Below are 16,856 nucleotides of genomic sequence, written 5' to 3' on the forward strand. Positions count from 1 at the left end.
GGTCCGCGAAAGCGCTGGACCCGGTCGGGCCGGTCGGGGCTCAGGTGCGGCGGAAGAACTCGATCTCGCCGAGGGCGATGGGTTGTTCGGGGGCCGCGCCGGTTGCGGCGCGAATGGTCACTTCGCGGTTGTTGGTGTCCTCCGCCGCGTTGTCCGGGTCCTCGTCGCGGGCCTGTTCCTGGGCACCCTTCATGCTGTCGAAGAGCAGGGCGCTGGTCTCGGACAGGGTTTCCTCGGCCTCCTCGCCCTGCTTGGAGCGGGCGAAGCGCATCCAGAACTCGCCATGCGCGCGGCCCTGTCGGCGAGCGCCGTAGTTGACCATGGGCGGGTTGTCGACCAGTGCGGTGATCGCGGCCTTGACCTGCTCGGGCGTCGGCTACTGCGCGGCGGGCGGTTGTTGCGGGGGCTGTCCCGCGCCGCCGTTGCCGCCGTTGCCGCCGTCCATGCGCTGGATGGGCAGCGGCGGGGTCGAGGCGGGATCCGCGCGGAGCATCCGGGTCACGGCGGCGTTGCCGATCGAGCCCTGGAAGGCGAGCGCGGTGGCGGGAGTGAGCCGGCCGGGGGTCGGGGGCGCGGGGGAGAGGGGCCGCGTCGGCCGGTGCTGCGCCCTCTCGCGATCGTCGCGTCCGGCGTGGTCGTGCGCGCCGGCGCCCGGCCGCTCGCCCTGTCGCTGCCTCATGAGCCCGACCTCCTACGCCGACGAGGGCCGAGGCCATGCTCCCGCGAACCGTGGCGCGTGGCGTATGTCCGCGAGGGTGTCTCCGAGGGCAGAGATCGCTGCCCCCGAAGGCGCCGCCGCCCGTGTCCCACCCGAAGCAGCCTTGCCACCAATGAATTTGCGCCCCTCGACGCCGCTCGTAACCGACCGCCCGCTGAACATCCGGGAAAGAAGATGGACGTCGTCCCCGGGTCGCGTCACGCCCGTGGTCACAATGGCTCGTCGGCCAGGTACGGCGGTGCCGGGTCGTATTGGATGTATCGGCGTACGTCCCGGGCGTGGTCGCGGCCGTGGAGCCGGCCGACCAGCCACAGGGCGCTGTCGATGCCGGCCGAGACGCCCTGGCTGGTGAGCAGGGTGTCGTCCACGACGTAGCGCGCGTCGCGCACCACCGTGACGTCGCCGCGTGCCTCCAATTCGTCCTCGTAGGCGTGGTGCGTGGCCACCCGCCGACCGCGCGCCGGGCCCGCCGCGTGCAGCAGGAACGTACCGGTGCACACGCCCGCGACCCAGTCGGTCCGCGCCGCCGTCCGGGACAACCAGGTCGTGACGACCGGGTTGACCGGCTGGACCACGCGCGCACCGCGCCCGCCCGGGACGAGCAGTACGTCCAGGTCCGGGTGGTCGTCCAGGGTGTGGTCCGGCAGCACCCGCATGCCCCGGCTGCACCGCACCGGATCGAGGTGTTCGGCGATCAGCACGAGGCTGTCAGCCCCGCCGCGCAGCAACGAGGAGGCACCGAACACCTCCCACGGCCCGGCGAAGTCCAGTTCCTCCGCCTCGTCGAAGATCAGCACACCGTAGGTCGTCATCGGACCGCCCGTTCGTTCGTGGTCATGGGGATTCCGTTCCGGGGATTTCCGCTCGCGGTCGTTCGGCGCATCGTGTCCCGCCGCGGCGCCGCGACGCGCAGCACCGAGACCGGGAGCCGACAGGCCCGTTCACACCCCCCACCGCGAACTCGCCGCCGCCTCCTCCATCTGCGTCCGCCCGCTCCCGTCCCGCCCTCGCTCGCGGAGCAGTTCGCCCGGGAGGCTGTAGCGAGGCGCGTTCTCCGGACTGCGCCGGGCGTGCCGGACGACCGCCTCGGCCAGACTCTCGGCCATCCGCAGCCGAGGGTGCTCGGCGTGGATCGCCCGGGCCTGGGCGTCGGTGACACATTCGGTGTCGACGCCGAAGTCGATGGCGATGCCCTTGCGGGTCAGGTACGTCAGGGAGCCGCGGCGCTCGGCGATGCCCGCCGAGGTGTGCAGCGCGATCGCCTCCCACACCCGATCGACGTCGGCGGACGCGAGCCCGTTGTCGGTCAGGAACGCCGCGGCCAGGTCGGCCCCTTCGACCTCGAATCGTTGCCTGCCCTCGGCGTGCGGCGACGTCCCGAGGTCGTGCAGCGCGCAGGCCAGGAACAGCAGGTCGGGGTCGAAGTCCGCGCCGGGTCGCAGCCCTTCGTGCGCGGCGTGCAGAACCGCGAATCGATAGCTGCGGAAGCTGTGTTCGGCGATCGGCGCCGATTCACAGGCCCGGACGTACTCGATCGCGCGGCGGGCCGTCGGTGTGGTGGGAACGGCGGCGATTGTGTTCATACCCCGACCGTAGGCAATGGGTCGCCGATCAGGGGAGTGGCACGATTGCCACATCTCGATAGTATCGTGCCATGCCCGCCACAGCCCCGCCCGGCCGACCGCACCGGGTCGTCGTGCTGGCCCAGCCCGGAGTCCTGGCCCTCGACTTCGGCATCCCGATCCAGGCGTTCGGCGATTGGCCGGGCAGCCCGTACACGGTCACCGTGTGCACCGAGCACCCCGGCCCCGTCCCGGTCCACGGCGGGCCCGCGCTGCTCGTCGAGCACGGCCTGGACGCCCTAGCGCACGCGGACACGATCGTCGTGCCCGGCCTGGTCCCACCCGATCCCCCGTCGCCGCCGCTGCGCACGGCCCTCGCCGCGGCCGCCGCCCGCGGCACCCGCATGGTGTCGATCTGTACCGGCGCGTTCCTGCTCGCCGGCGCGGGACTGCTGGACGGACGACGCGCCACCACCCACTGGCAACGTGTCGCCGAACTGGCCCGGCGCCATCCGTCCGTGCTCCTCGAACCGCAGGTGCTCTACGTCGACGCGGGCGACGTGCTGACCTCGGCCGGCGTCGCGGCGGGCATCGACCTGTGCCTGCACATCATCCGCGCCGACCTCGGCGCCACGGTCGCCAATCAGCGCGCCCGCGCCCTCGTCGCGGCCCCGCATCGTGCGGGCGGCCAGGCACAGTTCATCGCCCACCCCACCCCGCCCGAGCGCGGCGGCGGCCTCGACGAGGTGCGCGCGTGGGCGGTACGCCACCTGGACGAGCCGCTGACCGTCGACCTGATGGCTCGAAGGGCCCGGCTGTCCCGGCGCACCCTGATCCGGCGCTTCCACGCGGAGACCGGCCTGCCGCCCATGCAGTGGCTGCTCGACGCCCGCATCGACCGGGCCCGCGAACTCCTCGAAGGATCCGACCTGCCCATGGACGCCGTGGCCCGGCAATCCGGCCTCGGCACCCCGGCCAACCTGCGCATCCTGTTCAAACGCCGCCTCGGCGTGCCGCCCAGCACCTACCGCGGCACCTTCGACACCGGCGACCGCCCGCTCTGAGCTTGTTCTTCGTCTCCGGCGAGAACGACCTTGCCGGGGACGAAGCAAGCTCGGGCGGCGCTGAGCAGGTTCTGTGAAAGCGTCCACAGGCGCCGGGTGTTGTCCGGGTCGACGGCGTAGCGGGCCGCGCCGTTCAGGGCGCCGGTGCGGTGGTCGACGGTCTTGGTCCCGGTCTTGTCGCAGTCGACGAAGCAGCAGCCCCGAGGGCGACTTCGTGGGCGTTGGCGAAGTGCATGGCGAAGCCGCCGACGCCGAACCGGTCAACCCGTCGAATGACGTAGTCGTGGCAGCCGCCGACCGGGATACGTCATGTGCCGCAATCGGCGATGGGAGGCGGCCTTCTAGCGTTCCGGTCATCTCCCCATCGAGCCCGGGCCGGCGTTCCGGGCGAAGGAGGCAATGCGGTGACCGAAGTGAAGAACATCGTGCTGGTCCATGGCGGCTTCGTCGACGGATCCGGCTGGCAGGGCGTCTACGACCACCTGACCGCCGACGGCTACCGGGTGGCCGTGGTGCAGAACCCGACCGTGTCGCTGGCCGGGGACGTGGCCGCGACCCACCAACTCCTCGACGGTCTGGACGGCCCGGCCGTGCTGGTCGGCCACTCCTATGGCGGCGCGGTCATCACCGCGGCGGGTGGCCACCCGAACGTCGCGGGCCTCGCCTACATCGCGGCGTTCGCCCCCGACCGGGGTGAGTCGGTCGGCTCGCTGACCGCCGACCCGGCGCCCGGTGCGCCCGTCCCGCCGATCCTGCCGCCCAGGGATGGGGTCCTGTTCCTCGACCGGGACAAGTTCGCCGAGTCGTTCGCCGCCGACCTGCCCGAGGCGATCGCGGCGTTCATGGCCGACTCCCAGGTGCCGTGGGGCGTCGACGCCCTCGGCGGCACGGTGTCCGAACCGGCGTGGCGGAGCAAGCCCTCCTGGTACCTGGTCGCCGCCGACGACCGCATGATCCCGCCACCCGCCCAGCGCGCCATGGCCGAACGCGCCGGGTCGGCCGTCACCGAGACCCCCGGAAGCCACGCCGTCTACGTGTCCAACCCCGCGGCCGTGGCGGCCGTCATCAATCAGGCGGCCCACGCGCTCTCCGCCGGATAGCGACCCTGCGCACCCTGCGCCCCCGGTGCACCCTGCGCACGCTGTGCCCCGGCGCACCCGCGCCGCCGTCGGCCGACCTGCCTGTCTCCACCACCCGGCTCATGCAGGCCACCCAGCGGCCCTTCGCCACCGAGGGCCTCACCGACGTCAGCGGGCAAGCCGCCTGGCACACCATCCCCTCGTGGGCCATGGTCGCGACCAAGGACAAGGCGATCCCGCCGGACCTGGAGCGCTTCTTCCACAAGCGCGCGAACTCTCACGTCGTCGAGGTCGAGGGCGCCTCGCGCGTTCCCATGATGAGCCACCCGCGGACCACCGCGGACCTCATCGAGAAGGCCGTCAAGGCCACCGACTGACCGGTGCCCCCTCGGCACGACCGCCTGGACGCGGGGGAGTCCCAGGCAACGGCCGGGCAAGCGCCCGGAGGCGTCCACGTCGCGCGGTGCCGCGGCGGCGGGGCCGCCGACGTCGCAGCCGCCAGGACGTGGGCTTCGGCCGGCAGCCGCATGGGCCGCGCGGTGCGCCGGGCACGGCGATCGACCCCTCGTGCCCGCCTCGTCACCAAGGCGAGGGCCCCGTCTTCCGCCCGTGGTGTGCCGAACGGTCCACAGGTACCGTGCAGCCCGTGACACCTGACGATGGGGCTGCCGGCCCGGGGCGCGAACCACAGGACGGCCTCTTGCCGGGAACGGGTGGCCGGTTGATCGGCCGGGAGCACGAACTGAAGGTCGTCGAGGAGTTCGTGCTGCGCGTCGCGTGTGACGGGGATGCCCTCGTGCTCTACGGGGAAGCCGGCGTCGGCAAGACGGTCCTGCTCGACGCCGCCGAGCGGGTGGCCGCCGCGAGCGGGGTTCCCGTCATCCGCACCGACGGCATCGAGGTCGAATCGGATCTGGCGTACGCCGCCCTGCTTCGGCTGTTGACGCCGATCCTGCCGCGGCTCGACGGGATGAGCCGGGAGCAGCGTCGCACACTCGCGACGGCGCTCGGGCTCGACGAGGGGCCGCCGCCGGACCGGCTGGCCGTGTCGAACGCGGTGCGGGCACTGCTCGGGTCGGCCGGAGGTGACGGCCCGCTGCTGGTCATCGTGGATGATCTCCCGTGGCTGGACCGGATGAGCGCGGTGGTGTTGGCGTTCGTCGCGCGGCGGCTCGCCGGCACCCGGATCGGGTTTCTCGGCGCCTTCCGTACGGGTGAGTCGAGTTTCTTCGACGGCGGTGGGTTGGCGGCCGTCGAGGTGATGCCACTCGGCCGGACCGCCGCCGCCGACCTGGTCGACCGGAGCTTCCCGGCACTGCCGCCGAGAGCGCGCCGGCAGGTGCTGGACGAGGCCGCCGGGAATCCGCTGGCGCTGCTGGAGTTGCCCGTGCGCGTGGCCGAGCGGCGCGATGAACGGCGGACGGGTCCGACGCTGCCGTTGAGCCGGCGGTTGGAGCAACTGTTCGCCGCCAGGGTCGATCCGCTTCCGGCCGCGACCAGGCGCGCCCTGTTGCTCGCCGCCCTCGACGCCACCGGCGACCTGGGCATCCTCCTCGCGGCATTCGGCGCGAACGCCATCGACGACCTCGCGCCGGCGGAGCGCGCACAGTTGATCCGGGTCGACGGTCAGCGGCGTCGGCTGGTGTTCCGCCATCCGCTGACGCGGTCCGCGGTCATCGCGATGTCCACCGAGGAGCAGCGCCGTGCTCTGCACGCGGCGATCGCCGCGCAGATGCCGGACCAGCCCGACCGCCGCGCCTGGCACCTGGCCCAGGCCGCCGAGGCTCCGGACGAGTCCATCGCGGTGCTGCTGGAGCACACGGCGGATCGGAACCTGTCCCGAGGCGACGCGGTCGGCGCGGTCGCCGCCCTGCTGCGCGCGGCCGACCTGACTCCCGCCGGCCGGGATCGTGGCCGCAGGCTGGCACGCGCCGCGTACGTCGGAGCGGAGATCACCGGGGACATCGGCAGTGTGCCGCGGCTGTTGGCCGAAGCGCAGCACGCCGACCCGGGCGGTGCCGACGCGCTGGCCGCGGCGGTCGCGGCGGCGGCGTACCTGCTCAACGGCGAGGGCGACGTCAACGCGGCGCACCGCATGCTCTTCGGGGCCATCGCGGTTCGCGAAGTGCTGGACGGCAGCGACAACGGCCTGATCGAAGCCCTGTGGTTTCTCATCGCCATCTGCGTGTTCGGTGGCCGGGCGGAGCTGTGGCAGTCGATGGACGGCCTGATCGCCCGCTTCGCACCGCCGCCGCCGCGATACCTGACGGTCCTCGCCAAGACCTTCGGCGATCCCGCGCATCAGGCCCTGCCGGTGCTCGACGAACTCGACGAACTGATCGTCGAGTCGAGCCGGGAGTCCGACCCGGCGCTGGTGGCGCGGGTCGCCATCGCCGGTGCCTACGTGGATCGACAACGCGCGTACCGAGGAGCCGTGCAGGCGGTCGTCGACCACGGCAGGCACGGCGGTGCCGTCACCTCGCAGATCCAGACCCAGGTCATCCTGGCCAACGACGACTGGTTCGCCGGCCAGTGGGACGAGGCACTGGAGTTGTGCGACGAAGGAATACGCCTGTGCGAGCTGCACGGCTACCCGTTGCTGAGATGGCTGTACGTCCACCAGGACGCGCTGATCGCGGCGGCGCGAGGGCGGACCGAGCACGCGCGAGCCGCGGCCGGGGCGATGACGCGCTGGGCGGCGCCACGGGGAGTGGGGCTGCTCCTCGCGTACGGGCACGGCATCGAGGCCCTCGCGTCACTGGGACGCGGCAGGTATCAGGAGGCATTTGTCCATGCGTCCGCGATCACCGCGCCGGGAGAGTTGCAGCCCTATGTCCCCTACACCCTGTGGACCGCCCTGGATCTCGTCGAGGCGGCGGTACGCGCCGGCTTGCGCACCGAGGCCGCTCGACACGTCGGCGCACTGAGGGACCTGGACGTCCCGGCCATCTCCCCGCGCCTGGCACTCGTCACGGCGGGAGCCGCCGGCATGGTGTCACCCGACGGCCGGTTCGCGGAGCACTTCGAGGCGGCGCTCGCCGTTGCCGGAGTGGAACGGTGGCCCTTCGAACAGGCCCGCGTCCAGCTCTCCTACGGGCAACGCCTGCGCCACGGTCGAGCCACGGTCGAAGCGCGCAGACATCTCGGCGACGCCTTCGACACCTTCCGGCGGCTCGACGCCACCCCGTGGGCCGCTCGGGCCGGCAAGGAACTGCGGGCCGCCGGTGGAGTACGGGGGAAGCTTCAGGCGGGTGGCATCGCCGCGTTGACGCCGCAGCAGCGGGAGATAGCGATGATGGCGGCGGCGGGCCTGACGAACAAGCAGATCGCCGAGCGCCTCTTCGTGTCGCCACGCACGGTCAGCACCCACCTCTATCAGATCTATCCCAAGCTCGGCGTGACCACCAGGGCCGGACTGCGTGATGCCCTGAGCCACCAGGAGCCCTCCGCGGAGTGAAGGCTCCGAGCAACCAGGACCCTCCCGCGCGGTGGGGGCTGCCCGAGCGACCACGAGCCCCCGCGCAGTGAGGGCTCCGAGCACAACCGGGACGCCACGGGATGAACCGCCGCCGAACGCGTCGTCCGGCGCGGATCCTCACGTCCGCTCCGGCGATCCACGCCATATGACTCAATCGGCGGGGCCGTGGACGGACCTAACGTGGCGGCAGCACGCGAGAAGGGGATGTGCATGGCCACACCACGCGACCCGGGTCGGACGCTCTACGGCCGCGACGACGATCTCGCCGTCATCGGCGCCTTCGTCGACGCCGCCGCCGACAGCCAGGGCGGGGTACTGACGGTCATCGGAGACGCGGGCGTCGGCAAGAGTGCGCTCCTGCACGCCGGGGCGGCACGGGCCGTCGACGCGGGTGTTCGGGTACTGCGGGCAGCCGGCGCGGAGTTCGAAGGGGACCTGCGCTTCGCCGGGCTCCATCAACTCCTTCATCCGCTGCTCGACCGGTTGACCGATCTCCCCGGCCGGCACCGGGACGCACTCACGGTGGCCCTCGGATTCGCATCCGGACGAGCGCCCGCGCGGCACACCGTCACCGGCGCCACCACGGCCCTGCTCCGGCACGCCTCGCGAACCCGCCCCCTCCTGCTGGCGATCGACGACCTTCCGGTGTTGGACCAGGCCAGTGCCGAGGTGCTGCGCTCTCTCGATCTCGCCGGGACCCGGATCGCGATGCTGACCGCCACACGCAACGATCACGGCGCGTGGCGCGGATCCGCCGCCACGCGCGTCCACGAACTCGGGCCGCTGGATCATCGATCGGCGGTCGCGCTGCTCACGGATCGATTTCCCGCCCTGTCCCCGGCGGTACGCGGACGCCTCCTGGCCGAGGCGCGCGGCAACCCGCTGAGTCTGCGAGAGTTGCCGGCCGCCCTCGACGCGGCCCAACGGTCGGGATCCGCGCCGCTGCCGCACGTGCTGCCCCTCGGCCGGCGCCTCCGGGCGATCTTCGCCGCACGAGTGGCCGACCTCCCACCGGCCGGCCTGCGTCTGCTGCTGTTGGCGGTCCTGGACGGCACCGGTGACCTGCGGGCCCTGTGCTCCCTGCTGCCGGACCACGTGATGACGACGGCGCTGAGGGACGCGCGGGAGGCCGGGCTGATCGACCTCGATCGCGCGAGGACGCGGCTGACCTTCCGCCATCCGTTGATCCGCTCGGCGGTGGTGGAGTTGTCCACCGCCGGCGAGCAGCGCAGAGCCCACGAGGCGCTGGCCCGGCGGATCGACGGGGACGAGGAACGCCGCACCTGGCATCTCGCGGACGCGGCGGTCGAGCGGGACGAGCACGTCGCCGACCTTTTGGAACGACTGGCCCGCCGGGCGCGCGGACGCGGCGACGTCGCCGGGGCGGTCGCCGCGCTCACCCGGGCGGCAACCCTCAGCCCGGACGGTCGCGATCGGAGCCGCAGGGCCGCCGCTGCCGCCTATCTCGGCACGGACACGACCGGGAACCTGCTCGACGTGCCGCGGCTCCTGGAAGAGTGCCGAACGCCCGACGACGCCGACGCGACATCGTTGACGACGGCGCTCGCGGCCGCCCACCACCTCCTGCTCAGCGGCAACGGGGACGTCGATTCCGCGTACCGACTGCTGATCAAGGCCGTCGATGCCGAACCGAACCAGGCGGACACCGCGCACGACGTCCTTCGGGAAGCCCTGTACACGCTGGTGTGGGTCGGCTTCTACGGCGCCCGCGCGGAACTCTGGGAACCCCTCGAACGGGTCGTGGCGCGGCTGAGCCCGACTCTCCACATTCCGGAATCGTTGTCGCTGATGACGAGCTGCTTCGGTGATCCGGTACACGCCGCACTCCCCGACCTGGCCCGACTCGACGACGCGGTCGGCGGACTCGCGGACGCGGACCCGGTCGAGGTGATCCGGATCGGCATGGCCGGCAAGCACGTCGGCCGCCTGAAGAACTGCCGGCCGGCATTGCAGAGACTGCTGGAGGAGGGCCGCGAAGGCGAACACCTCACGCTGACGATCCACGCGATGAGTCTGCTGAGCCGACACTGCTACGAATCAGGGGAATGGGATCGGCTCGCCCACCTCAGCGAGGAAGGCCTGCGGCTCAGCGACCGACACGGCTACCGCCTCCTCGCCCAGACCTTCCTCCACCGACAGGCCCTGCTCGCTGCGACGCGGGGGGACACCGACCGCGCGGAGGAACTCGCCGACGAGATCACGCGCTTCGCGGCACCCAGGCGGGTTCGACTCCTCCTCACCCTGGCCGCGGAGATCAGGACGAGAGCGGCCCTCGCCCGCGGCGAATACGAACAGGCGTTCCGACAGGCGACCTCGGTCGGCCCCGCCGGTGTCCTTCCGCACTACCAGGCACCTGTCCTGTGGCTGATCCCGGACCTCGTGGAGGCGGCCGTTCTCTCCGGTCGACACGCCGAAGCCCGGGCGCACGTGGCGGCGCTGCTCCGAGCCCGGGTCCCCGCGATATCGGACAGGTCGGCGCTGGTGACCCGGGGCGCGGCAGCGATGGTCGCCGACGACGACCGGTTCGTGGCCCGGTTCGAACGGGCCCTGGCCCTCCCCGACGCCGGTACCTGGCCGTTCGACCTGGCCCGCATCCGGCTCTTCTACGGCGAACGCCTCCGGCGCGCCAAGGCCACCCAGGCGGCGCGTGAACAACTCGACGCCGCCCTCACGACGTTCACGCGGCTGGGCGCAGCGCCGTGGGCCGAACGCGCGCGCGGCGAACTGCGAGCATCGGGCCTTGCGGCCGGCCAAGCCGGCGCGTCGCCCGACATCCGTCTGTCGCCGCAGCAATACGAGATCGCCAGGCTCGCCGCCGCCGGTTTGACGAACAAGCAGATCGCCCAACGGCTGCACCTCTCGCCGCGAACCGTCGGAACCCATCTCTACCAGGTCTTCCCCAAGCTGGACATCACCTCTCGCGCCGCGCTCCGCGACGCCCTGGGAAAGACCGCCGAGCCGGCGCGCATCGAGCCTCAGGAACCGTGAACACGCCGTTCCGCTCGGCGGACACCGTGCGAGGTACCGCGCGGGAGTCATGGGGTCGGCACGATCCCGTCGAAGACCTCGCCCGCGTGCGTCTCCCGATGGGCGAGTACGGCTTCGTCCGGTGGCAGCAGCGCGCGCACCACCGTTTCGATCTCGCCATGGCCTCGGGAGTTCATCGCCGGCCGGGGCGCGGGGCGGTGGGTCAGCTCGCGGCGCGGACCAGCAGACCGGCCAGGAACACTTCCAGGAGTTCGCGCAGCGTCGAGCCGAAGTCCAGGCGCAGGGCGGCCAGTTCGGGGTCCGCCTCGTAGGCGGCGAGCATCGCCGCGGACGGCTGGGCGTGCGTCCACACCGCGCCGGTGACCAGGACGGCGGCGGCCACGAACCGAAACGCCGCCGGCTCGGCGAGCTCGGGGAGGTGGCGGCGTACGAGCCCGACCATGGTGTCGACGTTGGCGAGCGCGGCGTGTTTGTACCCGGCGGCGATCTGCGGGGAGACGTTGCGTTCCAGGACCGCGGCCTGGGCGCCGAGCAGGTCGCACAACACCGGCTGCTCCGCCAGGGAGGTCGCGATCGTGGCGGCCAACCGGTCGGCGCGCTCGGTCGCCGGCGCGTCGGCGTCCACCGCGTCCGCGAGGGCGACGTCGAGGTGCTCCAGCCAGGCGCGCAGGGCGACGTCGAGGAGTTCCAGCAGGACCGCCTCGCGCGACTCGAAGTAGCGCAGCACGTTCGACTTCGCGAGCCCGACGCGGCGACTGAGCTCGTTGAGGCTCACCTGGGCCACCGGCATCTCGGTCAGCATCGCCGCCGCGACGTCCAGGATCGCCCGTCGGCGGATCTCCCGCTGTTCTTCGTTGCGCGCACGCTGGAACGTCGTCATGCGGTGAATTCTACAGACCTCCGGTCTGTTGTTAAGAGACCGGAGGTCTGCTAGCTTGAAGTCACAACAGACCGACAGTCTCTTATGATCACCCAGGGAGCCCCCATGTACGACGTCCCCGACCAGACCGGCAGGATCGCCGTCGTCACCGGCGCCAACAGCGGCACCGGCCTGGAGACGGCCAGGCGCCTCGCCGCCGCCGGCGCCCGCGTCGTGATGGCCGTCCGCACCGTCGCCAAGGGCGAGGCGGCACGCGCCGAGATCCTGGCGCAGCACCCCGGCGCGAACCTCGAGGTCCGCCGGATCGACCTGGCCAACCTGGCCTCGGTCCGGGACTTCGCGGACGGGCCACTGCTGTTCGCCGCGACCAGCCCCGACGCCGAAGCCGGCCACTACTACGGCCCGAGCAAGCGCCTCGGCCTCGTCGGCCCCACCGGACCCGCCAAAATCACCAAGCGGGCCCGCGACACCGCGACCAACGCCCGCCTGTGGGCCGAGGCCGAACGCCTCACCGACGCGCGGCTCCCCGCGTACGCCGCCTGACCCACCGTCGATCGATCACCCCCTCACCCAGGAGAAATCCCAGTGCACGTGCTCCTCTTCGGCGCCACCGGCATGGTTGGCCAAGGCGTCCTGCGCGAATGCCTGCGTGACGACCGCGTCACCGGCGTGACCGCGGTCGTCCGGGCACCGCTCGGCACGGCCGACCCCAAGCTCCGCGAGATCGTGCACGCGGACTTCACGGACTTCTCGGCGCTCGCCCCCGAGTTCGAAACCGTGGACGCGTGCTTCTTCTGCCTCGGCGTGTCGTCCGTGGGCAAGCGCGAGGACGAATACCGCCGGATCACCCACGACTACACCCTCGCCGCGGCCCGAGCCCTACCCGCCAACCCGGCGCTCACCTTCGTCTACGTTTCCGGCGAAGGCACCGACAGCACCGAACGCGGCCGCTCGATGTGGGCCCGCGTCAAGGGCCGCACCGAGAACGAACTGCTCGCGATGCCGTTCCGCGCGTACATGTTCCGCCCAGGCTTCATCCACGCGTCGCACGGCGAGATGTCCCGGACCCCGACCTATCGCAGGCTCTACGTGGTGACCTCCCGGCTGTACCCGCTGCTGCGCCGGGTGGCCCCCAAGTACGTGACCACCACCGAGAACCTGGGTCGCGCGATGCTCGCCGTCGCGGCACGCAACGGTGCGGGCGAGCGCATCCTGCGCAGCCCGGACATCAACCGGACGGCGGCCACGGGGAGTTGAACGCCCACGGGGCCGAGACCGATGACTGCGGCCGGGTCGACCGGGGCTGGGCGCAACCTGCCCAAATGGCTGGGCCCTGTGGCTTCGTCAGGTGTCGAAGCTCGGACCGTGCGGACCTGCGGTGTCGTACCCGGTGTGCCGCCACGCGACCACGATGGACGGCCGTGCGGGATGCGGGACGTCCTGAAGGTCGACCGAGTGGACGAAGGGAAGGAACGGGCGGAACGTCTCGCGCGGGACGTGGACCGGGCGACCCGGTACGTGCGGGCGGAACCGTCGGGTGCTCATCGCGCACTCGCGCTTGGTGTCGGGTGTGGAGCCATGCCCAGGGTCGAGGCCAGTGCCTCCCGTAAGCGGTGGCTGTGCGCGGGTGCTACGAGCCTGGCCGCGATGCGCGCCGCGTGGACGGCGGCTCGGATGAGAGCGTCCGTGTCGAGGGATTCCGCTTCGAGTGTCTGCGGGAGGTGGGTGAGGTATGCGGCGGCGACGCGGTTGGCGTCGGAGACCGGGAACGCGCGCAGCAGCCCCAGGACCGTCGCCTCGGCCTCCCGGGGGTTCAGGCTGAGGACGTCGGCGCAGTAGTGGACGCATCCGTCGCGCGGAGACGAGACGTAGTACTGCTTGGTGTCGCCGCGATGACGCATCCCGGACTCGGGGTACTTGGTGACCTGCACGTCGGGTTCGGCGCCTGCTTTCGGGTTGTTCACGACGGTTCCTCGGTGGTCGAGAGGTGCTTCAGGCCCAGCGGGACCAGGACCTCGAACTCGTCGGGCCGTACGGCGGCCCACCTTTCCGATTCGGGGGCTTCGGACCCGACGGGGCCGGACGCGGCCGCCTCCACGAGCACGGCGAATACGGCCGGGCTCAGGTGCGGTGCCATGCCGCCGAGCGCGCGGGCGAGTCCCCTGTTGTAGTGGGTGGACAGGCCGTGCAATGTCCGGTGTTCGAGCCGGTGGTGTCCGAGGCGGCTGACGATGTCGGCCAGGTTCGCGCCGAATGGCCCGTGGGTCGGCTCCGCCCCGCAGCCGAGCAACCAGGTGTCACCGGTTTCGGGATCGACGCGGACATCGTCCGGGCCCATCGACCACACCACGGTGCTCGCCGGCGCGGACAACACCGCGTCCACGCCGCTCGGGGGGATCAACGAACGATGGGGGTGGTCCTGCGGTAGGTGGGCTGTCCCCATGAGTGCAACCCGGCGCTGGTCGGCGAATACCCCCAACTCCTCGGTGAATTCTCCCGAGTGGGCGAGTACGGCCGTTCCGTCGTGGATCGGCTCGAACGTGAGGGCGCGGTGCAGTGCTCCGTCGAGTCGTCCGATGCCCTCGGCGATCGAGTCCAGGTGGCGCGGAGCCAGGGGAAGGGTGGGCGTCGCGGTGGTCCAGGACAGCGGCGCCAGGTTGCCGGTCCAGTCCGGGCCATGGACGGAGGACACGTCCGCCACGTTCACGCCCTCGACGGCTTGGGTCAGCGCCCACGCGCGAAGGCGCGGGAGCAGGTCGACGGTGCGGACCAGGGGCGATTTGCCGGACGCCCGCACGTTGCGGCGACCGTATGCCGAGGGTGGGTTGAACTCGTTCACGCTTGCTCCATGGGTGGTGGCTTGCGGACGATCACGGTGGTCGCCGCTCCCCAGGGCGCCGAGTCGAAGGGGCGCTCGGGGGTGGCCCGCGGGCTCAAGGGGCGTACGACGACGTGGTCGCCGCACCAGCGCTGCACGACGCCGCGGCGACGGCAGGGCGGATCGGGCGAGTGGTACTCGATGACCGAGCCGTAGTCGGGAGGACATGCGGGGTTCGGTCGCTTCGGTCGCTCTGGTGGCTCGTTCGGGGTACTCACGCTGCCGCCAGGATCGCGGTGAAGGTTTGCAGCCCCGGGATGTGTTCCTTGCACGAGAACGCGCGGGTCAGGCTTCGCACCATCGCCAGACCGCGTCCGCTCTCCGCGTCCGGATCGGGTTCCGCGGGCTCGGGCAGCTCGAACCGGGGCTGGGGAACGACGACTTCCAGAACCATCTCGTTCACATGCTTGCGCCAATGGATCCTCACCAGCACGCGCTTGCCGGGCGTGAGGCGGGCGTGCGTGTACGCATTGGTGAGGAGTTCGACCATCACGAGGACGAGGTCGTCACCGGCCATCTGCCATTGCTCGCAGGCTGCTTGCACATGTTCCCGCGCCCACTTCACAGGCTGATCCAGGCCCGGCTTGAGGCTCAGTAACCAGGTCGCCCGCGCACAAGAGGTAGGGCGGTCGAGGTACGTGGAGGCGTCGGTAGGCACAGCTGTCCCCTTGGGTTTGGGGTGGCACGGCTTGACGATCATGCTGCGCTTCGTGATCTTGCGAGTGCAGTGGGTGATGAATCAGGTCTACACCCATAGCCTTCAAATACACAAGTTTCGGAAATTGAAGATTTAGAAAATGACGATCAGGTTCCGCTCGACCTCTAGAGTGAGGCCCAACTGCGTTCAAGGAAGGGGTGGTTCGGGTGGCACCTCGGAAGCAGCCGACCGTGCGCATGGCGTGGCTCGGCCAGGAACTGATCAGGGCGCGCGAAGAACTCGGGCTCACGATGAGTGCCGCGGCAGAGCGCATCGACCGCTCGACCGGAACGTTGAGCACTTGGGAGAACGGGCACAGTGCGCCCAAGGCCCGCGATATGCCATACATCCTCGACAGGCTCGAAATCGCAGACCCCGCCAAGCGCGAAGCCCTCATCACGCTTGCCCGTGACGCGGCCAAGAAGGGCTGGTGGCACGCCCACGTCGGGCACATCTCGGAGATCCATCTCGACTACATCAGCCTCGAAGACGCCGCTCGGCGCATCTACGTACATGCGCCGCTTCTCGTGCCCGGCCTGTTCCAGACCGAGGCGTACATCCGCGAGATCATCGCGGCTCATCGCATCTGGAGCACCCAGGAGGCGATCGATCGCGGCGTGGAGATTCGGCTCGCGCGGCAGTCCATCCTGCGGCGCACCGACCGTGATCCGGTGCGTGTTTGGGCAGTCGTTGACGAGGGCGCGCTTCGGCGAACCGTCGGCGGTCCCGCCGTCATGCGCGAGCAGATTCGTCACATTCTCGAACTCGCGACGGAACTACCGCACGTCACGGTGCAGGTGCTTCCCTATGATGCAGGCGCACACGCTGGGATGGAGGGCCCGTTCTCGCTGCTGGACATCGAAGGCTTGCCGCTCATCGCGAGCGTGACAAGCCTGACGGCCACGCTCTATCCGGAGCCGGAGACCGTCGACGTCTACGCAACTGCGCACGAACACATCCGGACCAAAGCGTTGCCGTCTCTGGAATCGCTCAGATTCCTCGGGGAGATGCTCGAAGCCAAGAAGGGTGGATCTTGATGGCACGCACCACCGAACTGCACTGGCGCAAGGCCAAGGCCAGCGAGGGGACGGACAACTGCGTCGAGAGCGCAGCTCGCGACGGGCAGGCTCTCGTTCGGGACACCAAGGACCGGGTGCGGGGTGTGCTCGCGTTCGACTCGGCGTCCTGGGAAGCAATGACTGCCGTGTTTCGTGGATAGGCCGGTTGCTGCAACACGTCCCTAGCGCCAGGAGAGGACGTCCCCCGGACAGTGGGGGACGTCCTCATTTGGGTCACCGTACTGTCCGATTCCGACGGCGGGGGAGGACAACCGTGGTTTCGTCGGGTGAACGGAGGTTCCAACAGGCTGGAGGCCCCAGCTTGTCGGCGACCAAGATGATGACGGTGGGTTGTGGACTCCTAGCCGATCGTGATTGACGGGCCGGGCGTGTTGCCCGTACGTTGCCGGGAGAGGACTCTTCCGTCCGCACC

General features: G+C 71.1%; 20 protein-coding genes. 10 read left to right on the forward strand and 10 right to left on the reverse strand.

What is annotated here, in order from left to right:
• Positions 1–40: 40 nt before the first annotated feature.
• From OG948_RS54730 to OG948_RS54745, 4 genes are all read right to left on the reverse strand, one after another.
• The gene (locus OG948_RS54730) at positions 41–322 is read right to left on the reverse strand and encodes a hypothetical protein (RefSeq protein ID WP_331772557.1); all 282 of its coding nucleotides are present in this window, start codon (positions 320–322) and stop codon (positions 41–43) included.
• A gap of 54 nt (positions 323–376) precedes the next feature.
• Complete coding sequence (locus OG948_RS54735; protein ID WP_331772558.1) at positions 377–679, reverse strand: hypothetical protein; 303 nt, start codon at positions 677–679, stop codon at positions 377–379.
• Positions 680–927: 248 nt separating this feature from the next.
• On the reverse strand, positions 928–1,530 hold the full coding sequence (locus OG948_RS54740) for a DJ-1/PfpI family protein (protein ID WP_331772559.1): 603 nt from the start codon (positions 1,528–1,530) through the stop codon (positions 928–930).
• Between the two features lie 129 nt (positions 1,531–1,659).
• Positions 1,660–2,301 (reverse strand): HD domain-containing protein, encoded by a 642-nt coding sequence (locus OG948_RS54745; RefSeq protein ID WP_331772560.1) that lies wholly within the window; start codon positions 2,299–2,301, stop codon positions 1,660–1,662.
• A gap of 71 nt (positions 2,302–2,372) precedes the next feature.
• On the opposite strand from OG948_RS54745, the gene OG948_RS54750 reads away from it, so the two are divergent.
• The 5 genes from OG948_RS54750 to OG948_RS54770 all read left to right on the forward strand — a co-directional run bounded on the left by OG948_RS54750 (position 2,373) and on the right by OG948_RS54770 (position 10,910).
• Positions 2,373–3,344: a helix-turn-helix domain-containing protein gene (locus OG948_RS54750; protein ID WP_331772561.1), complete on the forward strand. Its 972-nt coding sequence runs from the start codon at positions 2,373–2,375 to the stop codon at positions 3,342–3,344.
• A 404-nt stretch (positions 3,345–3,748) separates the two neighbouring features.
• The gene (locus tag OG948_RS54755; RefSeq protein ID WP_331772562.1) at positions 3,749–4,444 is read left to right on the forward strand and encodes an alpha/beta hydrolase; all 696 of its coding nucleotides are present in this window, start codon (positions 3,749–3,751) and stop codon (positions 4,442–4,444) included.
• Between the two features lie 101 nt (positions 4,445–4,545).
• A complete protein-coding gene (locus OG948_RS54760) occupies positions 4,546–4,800 on the forward strand; it encodes an alpha/beta fold hydrolase (protein WP_331772563.1) in 255 nt (84 codons plus the stop codon).
• Positions 4,801–5,069: 269 nt separating this feature from the next.
• The gene (locus OG948_RS54765) at positions 5,070–7,880 is read left to right on the forward strand and encodes an AAA family ATPase (protein WP_406300766.1); all 2,811 of its coding nucleotides are present in this window, start codon (positions 5,070–5,072) and stop codon (positions 7,878–7,880) included.
• Between the two features lie 231 nt (positions 7,881–8,111).
• Positions 8,112–10,910, forward strand: a complete 2,799-nt coding sequence (locus OG948_RS54770) for an AAA family ATPase (protein WP_331772565.1) — start codon at positions 8,112–8,114, stop codon at positions 10,908–10,910.
• Between the two features lie 47 nt (positions 10,911–10,957).
• Here OG948_RS54770 and OG948_RS54775 read toward each other — a convergent pair whose 3' ends face one another.
• Together OG948_RS54775 and OG948_RS54780 are read right to left on the reverse strand one after the other, a co-directional pair.
• Positions 10,958–11,086, reverse strand: coding sequence for a hypothetical protein (locus OG948_RS54775; RefSeq protein WP_331772566.1), 129 nt, complete (start codon positions 11,084–11,086; stop codon positions 10,958–10,960).
• A gap of 26 nt (positions 11,087–11,112) precedes the next feature.
• Positions 11,113–11,790, reverse strand: coding sequence for a TetR family transcriptional regulator (locus OG948_RS54780; RefSeq protein WP_331772567.1), 678 nt, complete (start codon positions 11,788–11,790; stop codon positions 11,113–11,115).
• Between the two features lie 105 nt (positions 11,791–11,895).
• Here OG948_RS54780 and OG948_RS54785 point away from each other — a divergent pair, with 105 nt between their 5' ends.
• Together OG948_RS54785 and OG948_RS54790 are read left to right on the forward strand one after the other, a co-directional pair.
• A complete protein-coding gene (locus OG948_RS54785) occupies positions 11,896–12,333 on the forward strand; it encodes an SDR family NAD(P)-dependent oxidoreductase (RefSeq protein WP_331772568.1) in 438 nt (145 codons plus the stop codon).
• A 42-nt stretch (positions 12,334–12,375) separates the two neighbouring features.
• Positions 12,376–13,047, forward strand: coding sequence for an NAD(P)H-binding protein (locus OG948_RS54790; protein ID WP_331772569.1), 672 nt, complete (start codon positions 12,376–12,378; stop codon positions 13,045–13,047).
• An 87-nt stretch (positions 13,048–13,134) separates the two neighbouring features.
• Here the strand turns inward: OG948_RS54790 and OG948_RS54795 are convergent, their stop codons facing one another.
• From OG948_RS54795 to OG948_RS54805, 3 genes are read right to left on the reverse strand one after another with little or no spacing between them, the layout of a single operon-like run.
• Positions 13,135–13,335 carry a hypothetical protein gene (locus OG948_RS54795; protein WP_331772570.1) on the reverse strand — a complete coding sequence of 67 codons (201 nt, stop codon included), beginning with the start codon at positions 13,333–13,335 and terminating at the stop codon, positions 13,135–13,137.
• Positions 13,332–13,754 carry a hypothetical protein gene (locus tag OG948_RS54800; protein ID WP_331772571.1) on the reverse strand — a complete coding sequence of 141 codons (423 nt, stop codon included), beginning with the start codon at positions 13,752–13,754 and terminating at the stop codon, positions 13,332–13,334. Before OG948_RS54800 ends, OG948_RS54795 begins: the two co-directional genes overlap by 4 nt.
• Positions 13,751–14,629 carry a hypothetical protein gene (locus tag OG948_RS54805; RefSeq protein WP_331772572.1) on the reverse strand — a complete coding sequence of 293 codons (879 nt, stop codon included), beginning with the start codon at positions 14,627–14,629 and terminating at the stop codon, positions 13,751–13,753. The genes OG948_RS54800 and OG948_RS54805 overlap by 4 nt, the downstream gene beginning before the upstream one ends.
• A gap of 9 nt (positions 14,630–14,638) precedes the next feature.
• Here OG948_RS54805 and OG948_RS54810 point away from each other — a divergent pair, with 9 nt between their 5' ends.
• On the forward strand, positions 14,639–14,824 hold the full coding sequence (locus tag OG948_RS54810) for a hypothetical protein (protein ID WP_406300767.1): 186 nt from the start codon (positions 14,639–14,641) through the stop codon (positions 14,822–14,824).
• 58 nt (positions 14,825–14,882) lie between these two features.
• On the opposite strand, the gene OG948_RS54815 is transcribed toward OG948_RS54810, so the two are convergent.
• Positions 14,883–15,368, reverse strand: a complete 486-nt coding sequence (locus tag OG948_RS54815) for an ATP-binding protein (RefSeq protein ID WP_331772573.1) — start codon at positions 15,366–15,368, stop codon at positions 14,883–14,885.
• A 194-nt stretch (positions 15,369–15,562) separates the two neighbouring features.
• Between OG948_RS54815 and OG948_RS54820 the strand changes: the two genes are divergently transcribed.
• Together OG948_RS54820 and OG948_RS54825 are read left to right on the forward strand one after the other, a co-directional pair.
• Positions 15,563–16,402 (forward strand): helix-turn-helix transcriptional regulator, encoded by an 840-nt coding sequence (locus OG948_RS54820; RefSeq protein WP_331773615.1) that lies wholly within the window; start codon positions 15,563–15,565, stop codon positions 16,400–16,402.
• On the forward strand, positions 16,402–16,584 hold the full coding sequence (locus OG948_RS54825) for a DUF397 domain-containing protein (RefSeq protein WP_331772574.1): 183 nt from the start codon (positions 16,402–16,404) through the stop codon (positions 16,582–16,584). Before OG948_RS54820 ends, OG948_RS54825 begins: the two co-directional genes overlap by 1 nt.
• The last annotated feature ends 272 nt before the right edge of the window (positions 16,585–16,856 follow it).

Origin of the sequence: Embleya sp. NBC_00888 (assembly GCF_045207655.1) — a bacterium.
Lineage (GTDB): Bacteria > Actinomycetota > Actinomycetes > Streptomycetales > Streptomycetaceae > Embleya.